The organism is Halobellus ordinarius, assembly GCF_031823395.1.
In the GTDB taxonomy this organism is placed as follows: Archaea; Halobacteriota; Halobacteria; order Halobacteriales; family Haloferacaceae; genus Haloquadratum; species Haloquadratum ordinarius.
Genome location: NZ_JAVQKJ010000005.1, coordinates 385364 through 403081, shown reverse-complemented (window position 1 = coordinate 403081; position 17718 = coordinate 385364). Strand labels below are relative to the sequence as shown.

General features: G+C 65.2%; 18 protein-coding genes and 2 tRNA genes. 9 read left to right on the top strand and 11 right to left on the bottom strand.

Annotated elements, in window-relative coordinates; all coding sequences use genetic code 11:
• Positions 1 to 50: 50 nt before the first annotated feature.
• From RJT48_RS08685 to RJT48_RS08670, 4 genes are all read left to right on the top strand, one after another.
• A tRNA-Glu gene (locus RJT48_RS08685) sits at positions 51 to 125 on the top strand.
• A gap of 285 nt (positions 126 to 410) precedes the next feature.
• Positions 411 to 629, top strand: coding sequence for a hypothetical protein (locus RJT48_RS08680; RefSeq protein ID WP_311171869.1), 219 nt, complete (start codon positions 411 to 413; stop codon positions 627 to 629).
• Positions 630 to 631: 2 nt separating this feature from the next.
• On the top strand, positions 632 to 1009 hold the full coding sequence (locus tag RJT48_RS08675) for a hypothetical protein (protein WP_311171868.1): 378 nt from the start codon (positions 632 to 634) through the stop codon (positions 1007 to 1009).
• 111 nt (positions 1010 to 1120) lie between these two features.
• A complete protein-coding gene (locus RJT48_RS08670) occupies positions 1121 to 2206 on the top strand; it encodes a DNA methyltransferase (protein ID WP_311171867.1) in 1086 nt (361 codons plus the stop codon).
• A gap of 33 nt (positions 2207 to 2239) precedes the next feature.
• Here the strand turns inward: RJT48_RS08670 and RJT48_RS08665 are convergent, their stop codons facing one another.
• The 4 genes from RJT48_RS08665 to gatD form a co-directional block, all read right to left on the bottom strand.
• Entirely contained in the window at positions 2240 to 3544 is a 1305-nt protein-coding gene (locus RJT48_RS08665; protein WP_311171866.1) for a 5'-deoxyadenosine deaminase, read from the bottom strand.
• Between the two features lie 69 nt (positions 3545 to 3613).
• Positions 3614 to 5089, bottom strand: a complete 1476-nt coding sequence (locus RJT48_RS08660) for a hypothetical protein (protein WP_311171865.1) — start codon at positions 5087 to 5089, stop codon at positions 3614 to 3616.
• Positions 5076 to 5363, bottom strand: coding sequence for a DNA-binding protein (locus tag RJT48_RS08655; RefSeq protein WP_311171864.1), 288 nt, complete (start codon positions 5361 to 5363; stop codon positions 5076 to 5078). The genes RJT48_RS08660 and RJT48_RS08655 overlap by 14 nt, the downstream gene beginning before the upstream one ends.
• A 141-nt stretch (positions 5364 to 5504) precedes the next feature.
• A complete protein-coding gene (gatD, locus tag RJT48_RS08650) occupies positions 5505 to 6758 on the bottom strand; it encodes a Glu-tRNA(Gln) amidotransferase subunit GatD (protein WP_311171863.1) in 1254 nt (417 codons plus the stop codon).
• A 117-nt stretch (positions 6759 to 6875) separates the two neighbouring features.
• Between gatD and RJT48_RS08645 the strand changes: the two genes are divergently transcribed.
• The 3 genes from RJT48_RS08645 to RJT48_RS08635 all read left to right on the top strand — a co-directional run bounded on the left by RJT48_RS08645 (position 6876) and on the right by RJT48_RS08635 (position 9652).
• A complete protein-coding gene (locus RJT48_RS08645; RefSeq protein ID WP_311171978.1) occupies positions 6876 to 7406 on the top strand; it encodes a hypothetical protein in 531 nt (176 codons plus the stop codon).
• 245 nt (positions 7407 to 7651) lie between these two features.
• A complete protein-coding gene (locus RJT48_RS08640) occupies positions 7652 to 8737 on the top strand; it encodes an outer membrane protein assembly factor BamB family protein (RefSeq protein WP_311171862.1) in 1086 nt (361 codons plus the stop codon).
• A 603-nt stretch (positions 8738 to 9340) separates the two neighbouring features.
• On the top strand, positions 9341 to 9652 hold the full coding sequence (locus RJT48_RS08635) for a YgaP family membrane protein (protein ID WP_311171861.1): 312 nt from the start codon (positions 9341 to 9343) through the stop codon (positions 9650 to 9652).
• A gap of 532 nt (positions 9653 to 10184) precedes the next feature.
• Here RJT48_RS08635 and RJT48_RS08630 read toward each other — a convergent pair.
• From RJT48_RS08630 to RJT48_RS08620, 3 genes are all read right to left on the bottom strand, one after another.
• Positions 10185 to 11015 carry a hypothetical protein gene (locus tag RJT48_RS08630; protein ID WP_311171860.1) on the bottom strand — a complete coding sequence of 277 codons (831 nt, stop codon included), beginning with the start codon at positions 11013 to 11015 and terminating at the stop codon, positions 10185 to 10187.
• Positions 11016 to 11132: 117 nt separating this feature from the next.
• Complete coding sequence (locus RJT48_RS08625; RefSeq protein ID WP_311171859.1) at positions 11133 to 11915, bottom strand: ArsR family transcriptional regulator; 783 nt, start codon at positions 11913 to 11915, stop codon at positions 11133 to 11135.
• Positions 11916 to 11986: 71 nt separating this feature from the next.
• Positions 11987 to 12619, bottom strand: coding sequence for a DUF1405 domain-containing protein (locus RJT48_RS08620; RefSeq protein ID WP_311171977.1), 633 nt, complete (start codon positions 12617 to 12619; stop codon positions 11987 to 11989).
• A 346-nt stretch (positions 12620 to 12965) separates the two neighbouring features.
• Here RJT48_RS08620 and gpmI point away from each other — a divergent pair, with 346 nt between their 5' ends.
• Both gpmI and RJT48_RS08610 read left to right on the top strand, forming a co-directional pair.
• Positions 12966 to 14480, top strand: coding sequence for a 2,3-bisphosphoglycerate-independent phosphoglycerate mutase (gene gpmI, locus RJT48_RS08615; protein WP_311171858.1), 1515 nt, complete (start codon positions 12966 to 12968; stop codon positions 14478 to 14480).
• On the top strand, positions 14477 to 14623 hold the full coding sequence (locus RJT48_RS08610; protein ID WP_311171857.1) for a hypothetical protein: 147 nt from the start codon (positions 14477 to 14479) through the stop codon (positions 14621 to 14623). Before gpmI ends, RJT48_RS08610 begins: the two co-directional genes overlap by 4 nt.
• Before the next feature lie 143 nt (positions 14624 to 14766).
• Here the strand turns inward: RJT48_RS08610 and RJT48_RS08605 are convergent.
• The 4 genes from RJT48_RS08605 to RJT48_RS08590 all read right to left on the bottom strand — a co-directional run bounded on the left by RJT48_RS08605 (position 14767) and on the right by RJT48_RS08590 (position 17638).
• Positions 14767 to 14850, bottom strand: a tRNA-Leu gene (locus RJT48_RS08605).
• Positions 14851 to 14878: 28 nt separating this feature from the next.
• The gene (locus RJT48_RS08600; RefSeq protein WP_311171856.1) at positions 14879 to 16486 is read right to left on the bottom strand and encodes a PAS domain-containing sensor histidine kinase; all 1608 of its coding nucleotides are present in this window, start codon (positions 16484 to 16486) and stop codon (positions 14879 to 14881) included.
• 101 nt (positions 16487 to 16587) lie between these two features.
• The gene (locus RJT48_RS08595; RefSeq protein WP_311171855.1) at positions 16588 to 16830 is read right to left on the bottom strand and encodes a hypothetical protein; all 243 of its coding nucleotides are present in this window, start codon (positions 16828 to 16830) and stop codon (positions 16588 to 16590) included.
• 94 nt (positions 16831 to 16924) lie between these two features.
• The gene (locus tag RJT48_RS08590) at positions 16925 to 17638 is read right to left on the bottom strand and encodes an SDR family NAD(P)-dependent oxidoreductase (protein WP_311171854.1); all 714 of its coding nucleotides are present in this window, start codon (positions 17636 to 17638) and stop codon (positions 16925 to 16927) included.
• Positions 17639 to 17718 lie beyond the last annotated feature (80 nt).

Below are 17718 nucleotides of genomic sequence, written 5' to 3'. Positions count from 1 at the left end.
CCCCCGTAACGGAATATTTAAACGAGTCTGCCCGTCAAGACAAGATGCGGGCTCGGTTGGTGTAGTCCGGCCAATCATCTTGGCCTTTCGAGCCGAGGACCAGGGTTCAAATCCCTGACCGAGCATCCGATTCTGCGAACGAAGTGAGCAGTGCGGTGTCCACGAGGGGATTCGAATCAAGGAGCAGCTCCGCTGCGACCGTGGTTCAAATCCCTGACCGAGCATCCGTTTCTGCGAACAAAGTGAACACAGCGTAGTTTACCGAGAGATTTGAATCAGGGGCAGTTCCGCCGCGACCGCACCCCCTGACTGAGCACCCCCCTGATGGCCGTCAGCCGGCCCACGGAAGTCCCTGAACCGGAATCCAAACGGACCACAGGTATAAGATGCAACGTCACATAGTTAATGATATGAGTGATACTAAATCACACACGGAAATCGACGAGACCACGACCTGGCCCGAGTTAGCTATCGGGCTGTACGACCGATTGACCGGTCGCGGGGCGGAGATCGTCTACGAATTCGAGGATATGGACGTGGCCGTCCCGAGCAAGGTCGGTGAGGACGCTGACCACGCACATTGGCACGTCGACGGAACGGTTCGCATCACGACAACCGAGCGTGAGTGATCGTGGCAGCGAGCGGTGACCTGGTATCGACCGTCGAGCGTCTTGCCCGCGACGGTCCCAGTCTCAGTGTCACGGCCGATCTGTCGGTGTCGATCGACGGTATCGATATCGCTGTCGGTACCGTCGACGACCGGATCCGCATCCAACTCCCATCGTTGGGGGCTGGCGTTCGCCTGCTGCGAAGTGAACACGACAGGCTCCCGGCGCTCTCCCGTGTGCTCTCGGAGGCCGACCTGACTGCCGAGATACGGGTCGGAAGGTCGGTCATCGCTGTCGCCGGGAGAGAGGCCGCGCCTGGTCTGCTCTCGGAACTGCTGTCTCTGGACCGGATCGAAGTTCGTCCCCGCGCGCTTATCCAAGCGTTTGTCCGATACGAATGATCGGAATCGGGACGGCCGGGAACCCTTGATCGAGCGGGTCGCCGCACTCCGAGGGCGCGAACGTACTGACCGACCGACAGTATCTAGACCCGTCGGCACACATTCGTCTCTGTGGAAACCCGCCACCGAACCTACGTCGGCGACGCGGGCGAGATGGCAGCGGTCGACGACGACGCGGTGGACTTGGTCGTCACGTCGCCGCCGTATCCGATGATCGAACTGTGGGACGGGCAGTTCGCCGAGCGCTCCGAGGCGGTCGCGGCGGCGCTCGACGAGGCTGACGGCGAACGGGCGTTCGCGGCGATGCACGACGTCCTCGACCCGGTCTGGAGGGAGGTAAAGCGCGTGCTCGCACCCGGCGGGATCGCGGCGGTCGTGGTCGGCGACGCGACGCGAAGCCTCGGCGATCGGTTCCGGGTCTACCCGAACCACGCCCGCGTGACGGAAGCGTTCGAGTCGCTGGGATTCGACCCGCTGCCCGACGTGCTCTGGCGGAAGCCGACCAACGGCGCGGCGAAGTTTATGGGCAGCGGGATGGTGCCGCCGAACGCCTACGTGACGCTCGAACACGAGTATATTCTCCTCTTCCGCAACGGCGAGTCGAGCCGATCGTTCGAGCCGAACGCGACCCGCCGCTACGAGGCGGCGTACTTCTGGGAGGAGCGCAACCGCTGGTTTTCCGACGTCTGGACCGACGTGGCCGGCGCCCGGCAGGCCCGCAACGGGGACCGACCGGCGCAAGCCACCGACGACTCCGATACGGGCCCAGGAGAACAGGACGTCCGCGACCGCACCGCGGCCTACCCGTTCGAGATCCCCTACCGACTCGTCTGTATGTACTCGGTCTACGGCGACACCGTCCTCGATCCGTTCCTGGGGACGGGCACAACCACACTCGCGGCGATGGTGGCCGGCCGCAACTCCGTCGGGTACGAACTCGATCCCGACGTCCTCGCGGAACTCGGTGCGCGGGTCGAAACGGTCGCGGATCGCTCCCGCCGCGTCGCCGCCGACCGCCTCGCGTCCCATCGGGAGTTCATCGCGGCCGAACGCGCCGAGGGGACCGACTTCGAGTACGAGGCCACCCACTACGACTTTCCGGTGCGGACGCGACAGGAGCGGGAAATCCGTCTCCGCGTCGTCGACGACGTGCGGCGAACCGACGAGGGCTACCGGCTGAAACACGACACTGCGTAGGGCCAGAGCCGGTCGCGGGGAACGCCAACCTCGTCACTCGGCGAGACCGTCCGCAACGCGTTGGGCTCGCCGCCGAATCGCCGCGGCGTCGCCGGTCTGCAAGCCGCCGAAGTCCTCGTCGTAGACGATGTCGCCGTCGACCATCGTGAACGTGACGTCGTCGCCGTGGGCCGAAAAAACCAGATGCGAGAGCGGATCGTACATCGGCGTCGCGCGGGTCACGTCGGTATCGAGCGCGATCACGTCCGCCTTCCAGCCTTCGCGTAGCGCCCCGACGTCGTCGAACCCGGCGGCGCGGGCACCACCGAGAGTCGCCATCTCGAAGACGACAGCCGCGGGCGTGACCTCCGGATCGAGGCGGTCGACCTTCTGGAGGAGGCTAGCCTGTCGCATCTCCGTGAACGGGTCGAGCGTGTTGTTACAGGGCGGGCCGTCGTTCCCGAGGGCGACGTCGATCCCGCGGTCGAGGTAGTCGACGATCGGCGCGATCCCGGAGGCGAGTTTCATATTCGAGGAGGGGCAGTAGGTGACGTGCGTCCCCGTCCGTTCGAGGATGTCGCGCTCGTCCTCGTTGGTGTGTATACAGTGGGCCAACACGACGTCCTCGCCAGTCAGCCCGACCTCGTCGAGCCACTCGATGTTCCGCAGTCCGGTATCTTCCTCGACCGTCTCGATCTCGTCGTGGTTCTCGCTGGCGTGGGTGTGAATGCGGACGTCCTCGTGGCGGTCGGCGATCGCTCGGGCGCCACGGAGGCACGCTTCCGTACAGCTCACGGCGAACCGCGGCGTGACCGCGTATTTGATCCGACCCTCGGCAGCGCCGTGGTACGTTCGCAGCAGCCGCTCGGTCTCGCCGAGGGCTTCGTCAGTGTCCTCCTGTAGCCCCTCGGGGGCGCGCTTGTCCATCAGCACTTTCCCAAGTCGCCCGCGGATCCCCAGATCGATCGCGGCCTCGAAGGCCTCGCCGGCGTGGCGGACCGAGAGGTGATCGATGGCGGTCGTCGTCCCGCTCTCGAGGAGTTCGAGGTAGCCGAGTTCCGCGGCGGTCCGCATCTCTTCCGCGCCGAGCGACGCCTCCATCGGGAGGACGTGCTCGTAGAGCCACTCCAGCAGGGCGGTGTCGTCCGCGATCCCGCGCCCGACGCTCTGGACGGAGTGGACGTGTCCGCCGACGAGACCGGGCGCGAGCAGGTCGAACTCCCGAACCGGCTGATCCGGGTAGGCGTCTTCGAGATCAGCACGCGGTCCCACGGCCACGATCCGATCGTCGTCGATCACGATCGCGCCCTCGTCGTAGACGGTCTCGGGATCGGCGACGACGGTTCCTGCGAGGAGCATCCCACAACGCGGAGTGGACGCGGCGACAAGTGCCTTGCGCTCGGCGGGAAACGAAGAGAGTAATCAGTATCAGCCGATGAACGCGGGCGAGGCCGTCGGCAGCGACACCAGCCACAGGCTCACGACGGTGTAGCCGATCATCGCGAGCACGAACGGATACTGGCTCCTGATGGCCTGGAGCCGACTCGGGAAGAGCCGGTAGGCGGTCGAATGCGCCACCCAGATCGCCACCAGGTGGCCGCCGAGGACGAAAGCAATGTTCAGCGCCGAGACCCACGCCGGCAGCGTGAGGACGACGGGATTCGTCGGCGCCGAAAGCGGCGCGACGAGCACCGCCAGAAGCGACGGTGACAGCGACAGGAAGAAGCCGAAGTAGTGGGCGAGGTGGTAGCCCGCGGCGATGACGAGCAGCGACGGCGCGAACGCCACCGCGAGTTCCCGGGGCGTCCGCGTCGTGCGGATTCGGCGCACCGAGACCCGTGCTGCGACGATGTACGCGCCGTAGAAGAGCCCGAAACCACCGAGAAAGAGCACGACATAGATGAGCATCGGCGGGACGCCGAGCCCTGCAACGGCACGGATCGCCGCGGCGCCCTGTTCCGTCGTGACGAACCCGCTGAACGTGAGTTCCCAGATCAGCGCGATTGCGACGCCGACGTCGTCGAGACCGGTGACGAGCAGATTCGAGCCGGACCCGCTGTCAGTCTCGCCGACTGCCTCGCCGCCCTCGCGCTCGACGAGACGCATCGCCGGTAACGACGCGCGGAGCCGGCCGCCCTCCCACGAGAGCGGCGCGACCCGCTCGTAGAATCTGAAGAACGTCGTGATCGGGTCGACGTTTCGGAACCAGGTGTCGCTGCCGACGAGGATCGCACCGCCGACGGAAACGACCGCGTAGCCGACAACGACCCACGCCAGCGTGGCCGGGCTGTCGGTGATCCCCGTCGTCGTCTCGATCCACACGAGGAGGAGGAGTCCACCGACGGCGGGCCACCGGCCGAACCGGTCGGGATAGGCAAGGAATCCGGTCGGCAGCCGTGCGGCGATGGTCCGGAACGGATTCAGCGCCGGCCAGACGTCCCCGACGGCGTACGTCGCCATCGTCAGGCCCGCGCGTCCGCCGGCGAAGACGACCACGACCGCGAAATTGATCGTCGCGAGCTGTGGCCCGTCGATCCCGCGGTAGACGACCAACGCGAGGAGGACGACCCCGAGGACGCCCGCGAACGCGCCGCCGACTCGCCGGAATCGACCGTCGGTGCCGAGGTCGGCCCGCCACTCGTGGACGCGGGCGACGAACCGCCGATCGGTCACGAACCCGGCCAAAAGCGCCGAGGCACCGATCGCGGCGCCGCCCGTGGCGACGTAGAGCCACCGTGGGACCGCGAGCCCCTCGCGCGACGCGTCGGAGAGCCCGACGGCAGCGTTGCTTGCGGCCACGCCGCGTGCGAGGACGAGAACGCCCACAACAGCGAACGCGACCGCTCCGAGCCGCCCGAGCCACAGTGCCGCCTGCCTGCGGCGTGTGTCGTCACGGGGAGGCATAGAACACATACAGGAGGAGGAAGCCGAAGTACAGGATCACCAGGACGAAAAGCGCCCGAATCCGAAAGGAGCGGATCTCCCGCTCTTCGGCCGCGTAGGCCTCGCGGTACGCCTGCCGTTCGGTCTCGTCGAGGTCTCCAGGGTGTCTGACCCCGCGGTGCAACACGAGCAGTTCGTCGGTGTGGAACGCGCGACCGCAGACGTCACAGACGTGCGTCGGGCTCTCTGTTTCGGTCGAGGCAGTCGCAGTCGACGTGGATTGGTGATCTGTCATTTCTGCGGAAGTCAGGTGTCGGTTGTCGCCCGAGCGTTTTTCCGGGACGACTGATACTGGTTACTCTCACTTTGTACCGCCGAACGCCACCCCCGTTGGCGGCGTTCGGCGGGAAGAGACGAGAGTACTCAGTATGACGGCCTACGTCCAGGGAACCGACCGCTCCTGTAGCTCGCCGGCGAGGGAGCGTTCCATCGCCGCTTCCGGCTCGTCGAGGTTTTCGAGCGCCCACATCAGTTTCACCTTCGCCGTGCCCGGGAGGGTGTCGCCCGCCTCGACGACGCCCGCATCGAGGAGGTCGCGGCCGGTGTCGTAGACGCGGTCGCAGACGCGGCCTTCCAGACACTGGCTCGTCATCGCGACGACGACGCCGTCGTCGACGAGGTCTTCGAGGACGGGGATGAGGTCGGTGTGGACGTGGCCCAGTCCGGTTCCCTCGACGACGAGACCGTCCAGATCAGCCTCGCTGAGTATCGCCCCGTAGCGGTCGACGTCCATCCCCGGCGTGAACTTCAGCAGGTCGACGTTCTCGTTGAGGTCCGGATTGAGAGCGAGGTCGTCGGCGTCGCGTTCGGCGTACTCGCGCCGGAATTCGACCGCCTCCGCGTCGTAGTCGACCGTCCCGAGGGGCTCGGCGCCGACGGTCTCGAAGGCGTCCCGCCGGGAGGTGTGGTTCTTCCGGACGCGCGTGCCGCGGTGGAGCGAACAGACGTCGTCCGAGGTCGAGGCGTGCATACAGACCAGCACCTCCGCGGCGTCGGCCTTCGCGGCCTCGACCGCACAGACGGCGTTCATCACGTTATCGGAGGAGGGCCGGTCCGCCGAGCGCTGGCTCCCGGTGAAGATTATCGGGACGGGCGTATCGAGCATATACGACAGCGCCGACGCCGAAAACTGCATCGTGTCGGTGCCGTGCATCACGACGACGCCGTCGGCGCCGGCCCGGATCTCCTCGGCGACGGCTTCCGCGAGGTCGCGCCAGACGGCGGGCGTCATATTCTCCGAGAGGATGTTGGTGACGACGCGGCCGCGGTAGTTGGCCCGGCCGGCGAGGTCCGGGACCGCCCGTAGCACGTCCTCGGCGTCGAACTGGGCCGTCACGGCGCCGGTCCGGTAGTCGACGGTCGAGGCGATCGTCCCGCCGGTCGAGATGAGCGACACCGTCGGCAGGTCGTCGTCGAAGGCGATCTCGGAGGACTCGGATTCGGATTGTGCGGACTCGACGTCGTAGACGTCCGACTCGAGGACCTCGACTTCCGTTTCGGCCCGATCGAGGCCGACGTTGTACCCTCCGTCGAGTTTCACGACGATCTGCTCCGGCGTCGAGGAGGGCATCAGGACGCCCTCGTTCGTGACGTCCGCGCGTTCGACGCGGACACGGTCTCCCGGGTTCATACTCCCGGCTACCGGTGGCGCGGACTTGAATCCACTCGTTTGCGGCGGGCGCGTCGGGATCGACGCCCACTGATAATGAGGCACAAGAGTCAGGGCCGCTGGGCACAGTGTATGTGTATGCAGCGCTCGAACGAGGAGGAACGGACCGAGCGGGTCGACCCGTCGTCACTGCTCGACGACGTGGACGGGATCGACGACCGGGCTGGCTCCGCGGCCGCCACCGGCGAAGGAACTGCTGCGGAGACAACGGAGAACGGCGGCCGACTCCGGGGGCTCTTTCCCTCGTTTTCGCTCCGGTCGTTCCTCGTCGTCCTCGCGCTCTCGCTTTTCGGTACCGTTGCCGGTGGGTCGATCCCGCTCGTTGGGTCGATCGGCCAGTTCGTCGGCCTCTTTCTCGCCGCCTTCGTCGTCGGCCTCGTCGGCTCCCGGGGTCGGTATTTCGAGGTCGCTCTGGCGGGCGCAATCGCCGCTGGCGTCGCGTTCGTGATCGGAACGCTCACCAGTCTCTTTGCGCCGGTCGCGATCGGCGTCTTGGCCGACTACGGCCTCGCCATCGCCGGTATCGGCACGGGTGCCGGTGTGCTTGTCGCACTCGCCGGTCACTACTTCGGTCGCGACCTCCGGGACGGGCTCACGCGGGAGATCTGAACGTGTGGTTTGTCCGCGTAGATGGTGTTGTCTCACGTGTATATATCCGAATCAACTGTGAGAGTCTGCGTGCGAACCGACTACCGAGAGATTGCCAATCAGTCTATCACGTCCCAGATTCCGGATGAATGTGCAGTGTCCCTCGCTGTAATTCTCAAGTATCACTCCTAAACTCGTCACTTTCCCGCTCTGTACCTCCCACGAACTGGCTCATATTAAGTGACAGTAGGTTGTCTGTGCCGGGTATGTCAGGTCGCGCCATCCCAATGTACAACCCGACTCATCGATACGATACTGACCCAGAGTCGGGTCCAATCAGCGATCCCAGAATCGCTTGGGCCCAAGAGTTTCAGGAAGCCGTCTATGAGGTCGCGGTCTGGGACGAGACGGTGTATGCAGCTGTCGGGAGTAGTATCGTTGCTATTGAGTGTGACGGCACTCCACGCTGGCGCTTCACGACTGACAAATTGATATACTCATCACCGGCAGTGGTAGATGGTACCGTCTACGTCGGGAGCCAAGATAACCACGTCTACGCGTTGGACGCTACGGACGGTACCCAGCAGTGGGCCGTTGCGACTGGTGGACGAGTGCATTCGTCGCCAGCGGTCGTAGATGGGACCGTTTACGTTGGAAGCAAAAGCAATTCCGTCCACGCAATAGATGCAGCGGATGGCACCGAAGAGTGGACATACGGGACAGCTCACCCGGTAGTCTCGTCGCCAGCAGTAGTGGATGACACCGTCTACGTCGGAACTGAGAACAACCTCGTCTACGCGCTGGATGCAACAAACGGATCCCGAGAGTGGCTCTTCCAGACTGATGGAAAAGTGAATTCTTCGCCAACGGCGGTGGATAGCACCGTCTATGTCGGGAGCCACGATAACCACGTCTACGCGTTGGATGCAACGAACGGCACTCAGCAGTGGGCCTTCGAGACTGATGACTGGGTAGACTCGTCACCGGCGGTAGCGGATGGCACTGTCTACGTCGGGAGCCGTGACAACCACGTCTACGCGATAAATGCGACTATCGGGACACCAGAGTGGACCTTCGAGACTAATGATGGGGTGCATTCACCGCCAGCGGTCATCGAGGATACTGTCTACATCGGGAGCCGAGATAACTATGTATATGCGTTGGATGCAACGAACGGCACCCGGCGGTGGGCTTTCGAGACTGATGGATGGGTGGAGTCGTCGCCGGTCGTAGTAGATGGCACCATCTATGTTGGGAGTCGGGGGACTCAGTTCTACGCACTGGAGGGGGCAGAGACAGAAGTGTTCACCTCTGCATCTAACCAGACGGGGACGAATACGCAAATCTACTGATACTGATTACTCTCAGTTGTTACCGCCGAGCGCCATCTCCGTTGGCGGCGCTCGGCGGGAAGAGACGAGAGTATGAGACTGTTCAAACTGTGGGGCCGACCTTTCTATAGTAGCGTTCGCAACTGATTGCTCATCCGATGGCACACAGTCCTGCGATCGGATGAGCGAAGACTTGCGAACGCCACTATAACTATGACCGCCCAAAGTTCTGTCCGGGTCGTGGGGCGACACAGTAACTGTTCCTACCCAGGATATAGAGTGTCATAGAACGCTTGTCACGGTATTTTATTTCACGATTTTGCAACCGAATCTGGCGTGAGAATCCGCTTGCGCACCTTTTTTCCGCTCGGGTCGGCGAAGCCGACCACTCGCGCAAAAAATCTGCACCAAAAAAGTCCGACGGCTCCCGACGGTCGCCGTCGGCGAACCGCTCGCTCACTCCGTTCGCTCGCGGATGCTATCGTACGGTAAGCGCACTGTGTTGATCGATTCCTGTTTGGTGTGGGAAGTCTTCAGTGGCACCCCCTGTGGATTGGTTTTATGATGCCTTCGGACGGCCAGATAGAGTTATCTCCTCAGAGCGCCTATATAAGGTGATCAAAAATGGAAAAGAACGTCGGCGGAAACGATCGCACCGCTCGCCTCGTACTCGGGTCGGTACTCGGGACAGTCTCTCTGGCCGCGCTCGCTGGGTTCCTCGGCCTCGCGGTCGGGCCGCTCTCGACGGGCGTCGTCGCCGCAGTGCTGGGTCTCGTCGGCCTCGTGTTACTCGTCACCGCCCTCACCCGGCAGTGCGTCATCAACCGCGTGCTCGGGCTGAATACCTACACGAGTGGGCCCTCGGCCGACATCGAGACCGACACCGCGACAGACACAGAAGAGGCAGAGCCCGTTCAGTCGCGGAAGTCGGTCTGATCGCGACGCAGCCGGATTTTTCGACCCGTGGATTTCTGTCGCAGGACGACGACGAAAAGCGGGCGCCGAACGAGCATCGCATCGACGACAGCAGCACCGGCCGGCTATTGACGGTGTGCAACGCTGTCGTGGCAGGAGTACAGTTTCGTTAGAGGGGCCCCACTCGGGGGACTCGACTTCTCTTCGCGTCGTCATCTATTTGTGATATCGAGGAGGGATACGAATATCCGGCCCTGTTGAAACCCTCAGCCGGTGATAGGAACGGCGTGCTGAATATAGTGCGCTTACCGTACGATAGCATCCGCGAGCGAACGGAGTGAGCGAGCGGTTCGCCGACGGCGACCGTCGGGAGCCGTCGGACTTTTTTGGTGCAGATTTTTTGCGCGAGTGGTCGGCTTCGCCGACCCGAGCGGAAAAAAGGTGTGCAGATAGATTCACACAGCTGATTCGGGTGCGAGAGAGTGAAATAAACGCGATAATGAACGTCCTCTTCGCCTCTCCCGCATTCGGAGAGGCGCGATAGTGATCGGCGTTACTCTCCGCTTCGACATTCGAGGAGCGCACCCTCGCGGGGATCGATCTCGTCGTCGTCGGCCCGGCGGACGACCTGCTCGTCGACGTAGTACCACGCCTCCCACGCGTAGTCGCCGTGGAAGTTGGTTGCGGTCACTGAGAGTTCGACCGTCGTGCCGTCGACGTCGAAATACAGCGTGTCGCTGTCACCCGGCCCGGAGAGATAGAAGTCCGACGAGAGCGACGAGAAGCGATCGACGTAGCGGTCGACCTCCTCACCGGGCGTATCGACGTGGAACTCGGCCTCGCCGGTTTCGGCGGCGGCTTCGAGCGTGTCGACGACCCGCTCGTCGTCGACTTCGGCGATCGGAATCGGTTCGACGCCGTCGGGCGCCTCGGCGGGCGTCGCTCCGCCGAGCAGGGTCGGCCGATAGACGCCACCTCCTCCGGAATATTTGAGGATCCAGCCGTCCTCGGCCGCTCGGGGCGACCCGCTCACGCTGCCGGCCAGATCGTATTCGTCGAGTTGGGACTCGGGTTCGTACTCGACGACGACCTCGCGGTAGTAGGCGTCCTCGTAGTCCTCGACGAACGGTTCGACGGTCGATTCGTCGAGTTCCGTGGGCCACTCGACACCGAGGTCCTGCGACGTCGGACACTCGCTGGGCAGGTCGGTGCGTGCGTCCCCGTCGTCGGTGCCGGGTGCGGCGTCTGTCGCCGTTTCCGAGTCCTCGGTTGCTGTATCGGCGGGGGTCGTTCCACTCGCGCCGGGGTCGTCGGCACCGCCGAGACACCCAGCGAGCGAAAGCGCCCCGACACCCAGCCCGACCAGGAGCGTCCGTCGATGCATATCCGTACTCGATGGGGTACGTGCAAGTACTTCGTGGAGGCTCAAAGAGTAGTTTGTGCGTTCGCGGTCCCGACGTCGGTCCGTCTCCTGCGTTCGCGTCTCCGATCCGGTTCCGTCTCAGGCGATTCGCCAGCGCGATCCCTCGTATTCCACGAGGCCGCGCTCTGCGAGCCGATCCAGGGCGGTCTCGACCCGTTCGGGGCTGGCGTTGAGTTCCCGGGAAACCTCGCGGGCGCTCCGCGCATCGCGGACGATGGCTGCGAGAACCTCCGCGTGAAATCGGCTGTCGGCCTCGGTGCCCAACCGCTCGGAGAGGCTATCGAGGATGTCGGTCACGCGACCGTGCACCCACCGTTGCGCCAGGGAGAGTTCGCTCTCGACGTCTTCGAGGTAGGCGTACTCGCGGGCGAGCGCGGCGACGTCGCTCGGATCCGCTTTCCCGGCGCCGCCGTTGGCCTCGATGCGCTGTCCGTCGATTTCCGGGACGTCGGCGTCATCCTCGGATTCTTCGACTGCACCCTCGGGAGCATCTTTGGCCGCGCTCGGTCCGGCGTCGTCCTCGCTGGCCGGGAAGTCGATCGAGATGTGTTCACACCGCCCCCGCATATCGAGGCTTCGACTGGCCGGATAGGCGCTTTTCGCACCGAACCGGTACGGCGAGACGCTCACCTCGAGACGGAGGTTCCGCGCGATGTGGAAGTACTTCCGCCGCTTTTCGTCGGTCCGGCTTTCGATGAGTCCGGCCTCCTCCAGCCGTCGCAGGTGGTCGATGACCGCCTTCGGGCTGACCCCCAGGTACTCGCTGATCTCGGTGACGTAACAGGGCTTATGCGAGAGAAGTCGAAGGATGCGCCGCCTGTTCTCGTTGCCGAGGAGATCCAGGAGTACCGCAGAGTCCATAACCGAAGGTAAACCTTCTCGATATAAGTACCTGTCGTATTTTTGGATCCTCACAACGGTGCCGGATCCGTTCAGGTCGCGTCACAGCGGTCGAACGCCCACGCGGCGTACCCGACCGCGAGGAACGAAAGCGCCACCGTAATACCCGCCAGAAGCGCCCCCGCGTCGTACCGGAGCGGCGGATAGAGGCCGAGTCCATAGTCGAAGACGTCGTTGACGAGCAACAGAAGGAGCGCCACCACGAGCGCCTCTCGCGACGTCTCCCCGTAGTACGGGATCAGCGCAGCCTGCAGGAGGAAGAGCAGGTGCGTGAGGAGGATGATCCAGTACTCCCACAGGAGGGCCGGCGTGAAGCCGACGTAGAGGTCTGGACGGAGATTCAGCGCGATGGCGGTCCAGAGCCCGTACTTCACGAGCCAGACGAACGCGAGCGTGTGCAGGACTGCGAGCACGCGATTCGATGGAGCCTCCGTGACGCGGCGCCCGAGGTTGGGAAGCAGCGTCGCGACCGACAGCGCCGCGAGCGCCAGGGCCGTCGGCGAATCTCCGAAGAGCGGATAGGCGAGCGCGCTGATGTCGCCCAGCGACGGGTCCGAGTGGACGTAGAAGCTGACGCCGAGGAGGAATGCCGCCGCGTCGACGACCAGCAGCCAGCCGAGACTCGCGCCGTTGCCCAGGTAGTACTGCGCCCAGCGTTCGGGAATCGGGCGTCGGAGTCGCGCCCACCGGCTTTCCTCACCCGCGTCCGCGCCGTGCTCCGAACGCTCGTCACTGCCGCGCTCCGAACGCTCGTCACTGCCGCGCTCCGAACGCTCGTCACTGCCGCGCTCCGAACGCTCGTCACTGCCGCGCTCCGAACGCTCGTCACTGCCGCGCTCCGAACGCTCATCCCCCATCCCGCGGTCGTCGGCCATCGCCTCGGAGGACGGCGGGAAGCCGAAAGAAGGTGTCGCGTCGGGGCGCGACTCCGTCGACGAGGCCAAACGGCCAAGTCGGGCGCGACTGGGGTGAAGCGAAGGCTATTCACCCTCGGTCGACCTTGCGACAGGTATGCAAGCAGCGCTGGTCATCCTCGACGGGTGGGGTCTCGGGGATCACGACCGACGCGACGCGGTGAAGGCGGCGTCGACGCCGAACGTCGATCGGTACGCCGAGGCCGGCGCGTACGGGACGCTCGACGTCTCGGGGCGCCGCGTCGGCCTTCCTGAGGGACAGATGGGCAACAGCGAGGTCGGCCACCTCCACATCGGGGCCGGGCGCGTGGTCAAGCAGGCGTACACCCGCATCGAGGACGCCATCGCAGACGGGAGTTTCCGGACGAACGAGGCGATAGCCTCCGTCTTCGATCACGTCGAAGAGACCGGCGGGCGCGTTCACTTTATGGGGCTCCTCAGCGACGGCGGCGTCCACTCCGAGCAGGGCCACCTCCACGCGCTGATCGAACTCGCCGGCGACCGCGGCGTCGACGCTGTCTCGCATCCGTTCACCGACGGCCGCGACACCGACCCGTACGGCGGCGAAGAGTACCTCGAAACCCTCGAAGCGGTCGTCGACGAGCACGGGACCGGCGACGTCGCCACCGTGTCGGGGCGGTACTACGCGATGGATCGCGATCAGAACTGGGAGCGGACGAAGCGCGCCTACGACGCTATCGTCAACCGCGAGGCCGACCACAGGGCACCCACCGCCGTGGCGGCCGTCCGCGACTCCTACGACCGCGGCGACACCGACGAGTTCGTGGAACCGACGCTCGTCGACGAGGCCCCGCCGCTTGCGGAGGGTGACGCGGTCCTCTTCTTCAATTTCCGACCGGATCGGGCGCGCCAGCTCGTCAGGATGCTCGCCGACATCGAGCCCGAGTGGCCAGTCGAGACGTCACCCCCGGAAACGCGAGTGGTCACGATGACCGAGTACGACGAGACGTTCGACCTCCCGGTGGCGTTCCCGCCCGAGGAACCCAAGGAGACGCTCGGCAAGACGCTCGCGGCGGCCGGGAAGACACAGCTCCGGATCGCCGAGTCCGAGAAGTACGCCCACGTCACCTACTTCCTCAACGGCGGCCGCGAGGTCGAATTCGAGGGCGAGATCCGCTGTATCGTCGAGAGTCCGGACGTCCCCACGTACGATCTCAAACCGGAGATGAGCGCCCCCGAGGTGACCCAGACCGCGATCGATCGGATCGAATCCGACGACCCGGACGCGCTCGTCCTCAACTACGCGAACCCCGATATGGTGGGCCACACCGGCGACTTCGAGGCGGCGATACAGGCCGTCGAGGCCGTCGACGAGGGTGTCGGCCGGCTGGTGCCCGCGATTCAGGAGGCAGATGGCCACGTCCTCATCACCGCCGACCACGGCAACGCCGACGATATGGGGACCGAGGCACAGCCGCACACGGCGCACACGACGAATCCGGTGCCGTTGATCTATCTGACCCCCGACGGCGACGACGGCGGCCGGACAGTTCGGGAGGGGGGCTCGCTCCCCGACATCGCACCGACGATGCTGGAGCTGATGGACCTCGAACAGCCCGAGACGATGACCGGCGAGTCGCTGCTGGAGTGAATCCGAGCGGTCGATCGCTCTCCTGGCCGATGCTGGAGGAATCGATCACGATCCTGCTGAAGGGGAGCGAACTGCTGCTCGATGTCGGCGCGGCGGTCGTCGAGAAACTCGGATCCCGAAGCGACGACGAAAGCGACGAGTAGCACGGCTCACTGTCGGTCGGATACGGAAGGGGAGGGATTTGAACCGAAACCGGACGTGCTCGCTCGTGCCTCGCTGCGCGCGCCCGGTAGGGTTCAAATCCCACCGATCCACTGAACCGTTCGCTGTCGCTCACGGATTCAGATGCGAGGGGAGGGATTTGAACCCACGGACCCCTACGGGAGCGGATCTTGAGTCCGCCGCCTTTTCCAGACTCGGCCACCCTCGCGCAGTCGGCGGTTCGATTCCGCGGCGGTTTAAGCCTCCGGTTTTTCGTCGTCCCCCGGCGACAGTTCCGACAGACCGGTGATCTCGAACCGCGCCCCACCGGCGTCCCCCTCCGTCACACGCACGTCCCAGCCGTGTGCCTCCGCGATCTCGGCGACGATTTCGAGCCCGAACCCCGTCCCCGACGACGCCGTCGTGTAGCCGCTCTCGAACACGGTCTGCCGATCCGACTCGGGGATTCCCCGCCCATCGTCCTCGACGTAGAACCCGTCGGGGAGGTCACCGACGGTGATCGTGAGCCGGTCTCCGGTGTCGCCGTCGACATCCGAATCGGTGCTCGTCGAGCCGTGTTCGTCGGCGTCCCCGTGAGTCTCCGAACGGGTGCTCGTGGAGCCGTGCTCCACGGCGTTCCGGAGCAGGTTCTCGATCAGTTGCGCCAGCCGGCTTCTGTCCGCAGACACCGTCCGATCGGTCTCGATCCGTAGTGTCGCCTCGCCCAGTGGGACGTTCTCCCGACAGCGGTCGACGAGCGATCTCAGATCGAGCGGCTCGGTCTCGTCGATCGTCTCGCCCGCGCGACTCAGCGTCAGCAACTCGTCGATGAGCGTCTCCATCCGCTCGATGGCCCTCTCGGCACTGTCGAGGTGATCGAGATCGCCCGTCTCCGCCGCCAGTTCGATCGTCCCGGTGAGGACGTTCAGCGGGTTTCGGAGGTCGTGGGAGACGATCGACGCGAACCGCTCGAGTTTCTCGTTCTGTCGCTTCAGACGCTCCTTCGAGCGACGGTGCTGGAGTTCGTAGCTCACCCAGCGGCTCATCAGATCGACCAGCGTGACCTCCCACTCGTCGAACTGCCCGGTTCGGGGCTCGGTGTCGTAAAAGCAGAACGTCCCGTACACCTCGTCGTCGACGTAGACGGGCGCACCGACGTAACAGGAGATCCCCCAGTCGGTGAACCCCGCCCTATGTGTCTGATCCGGTGCGTCGCGTTCGACGTTGCCGGCGACGAGCGTCTCGCGCTCGCTGGCGGCGAGCTCACAGTTCGTCGCCGACAACGGGACGACGTCACCGGACTGAATGCTGTCGTCGGGGGCGGCGACAACCTCGAAGTGGTACTCGGTTCCGTGGATCTCCGAGAGCGTCCCGTAGGCGACGTCCAGTTCCGCCCGACCGAGTTCGAGCAGATCGGTTACCTGCATCTCGAAGGAACGGGCGGAATCCGAGATGATCTGGTAGATCCGCTGGAGCACCTCCTGGCGATGGCTGGCCCGCTCCCGGTAGTACTCCCGTTCCGAGACCTCGCGTCCGATGCCGACGAACCTGGACGGTTGATCCTCGTTGTCGGGCAGGCGGTGGAGCTCGATCTCGTACGGAACCGGCGTTTCACCGTCAGATGGCAGATGCACCTCGATCGCGGCGTCCCCCGTCTTCAACGCCGTCTCGACCGCCGATTCGACTGATGCCGCGTCCGGCTCACCGACGAGCTCAGACGGTGACGCACCCGACAGTTCGTCGTCCGTGAGGCCCGTAGCCCTCGCAGTGGCTTGGTTCCACTCGGTTAGCCTCCCGTGGCCGTCGAAGACGAAAAACAGGTCCCCGAAGGCATCGAGGAGCGAAGACGCCGAGATTGCGGTCATCGTGTCCCTGAGACGAGACACAGCGGTATATATCCGTGCCTGACTGCTGTGACTTCCGGCACCCGCTCGGCCGTGGTGCTCGGGTGGCAGGGCGGAACGGCCTACCCGAGGTACTCCCGCACCCGCGAGGGGACTTCGAGGGCGATCAGTGCCGCGACGGCGGGTGCGAGGAGTGCAAGGAGGACGAGCGCGACACCACCGCCGACGATCACGAGCGCGAGCAGGCCGACGAGCAACAGCGGAACGGCGGCGACGATCAGCCCGCGGGCGACGACGTCGCCGACGCCCGCGGCGTAGTCAGCGATCGCCCCCGGGAGTTCGCGGAGTCCGGCGTCTTCGGTCATACCCGGCGAAACGCGGCCCGGGATCAAAGCGTTGTCCCACTGGCCTCGCTCCCGAAGGTCGGAGCGCCGCCGGCCGGGACCACCGCGCCGTCGCTCACCACTCGATGATCTCGCGATCGCGCCAGAAGTGACCGGCCGGCGATCCCGGCCGGAACCGACAGAGCCACGTCGGCGTCGCCGCGCCCTCCTCGATCGACCGGTCGGCCTCCTCGCCACCCATCTCGGTGCGAACCCACCCAGGGGAGACCGAGTTGGCGAGCAGGCCCTCGTCGGCGTACTCCCCGTGGAGGTACGCCGTGAGGCCGTTCACGCCGGTCTTCGAGACGCGGTAGGCGGGGGAGCCGCCGGTCTGTTCCTCCGCGAGTGCACCCATCCCCGAAGAGAGGTTGACCACGCGCCCGCCGTCGGTCTGGAGCAGCAGCGGCACCGTGTGCTTGCAGACGAGCATCGGCCCGCGCAGGTTCGTCGCGAGCGTCCGGTCGATCGTCTCGACGGGTTCGGAGACGATGTCGGAATCGAACTCCGCGATCCCGGCGTTGTTGACGACGATGTCCAACCTCCCCGCGGACTGGAAGATTTCGTCGGCCGCGCCGGAGATCTCGCCCTCCTGAGTGACGTCCACGAGCAGGTGTTCCCACTCGTCGGGGACGTCGTGCTGTATCGACCGCGTGGCGGCGAACACGGTCGCCCCGAAGTCGTGCAGGTTCGCGGCGATCTGTCGGCCGATCCCGCGGTTGGCGCCCGTGACGAGCGCGACCTGTCCCTCCAGCGAATCGTACAGTTCCGGCTCCGGGCGGTTCTCGGTCATCGCCCGGGTCCAAGGCGCGGGCGCCAAAGGGCGTTCCGCATCGGGCCGCTCGACCGAGGAAGCAAAACCTAACCCGGTGG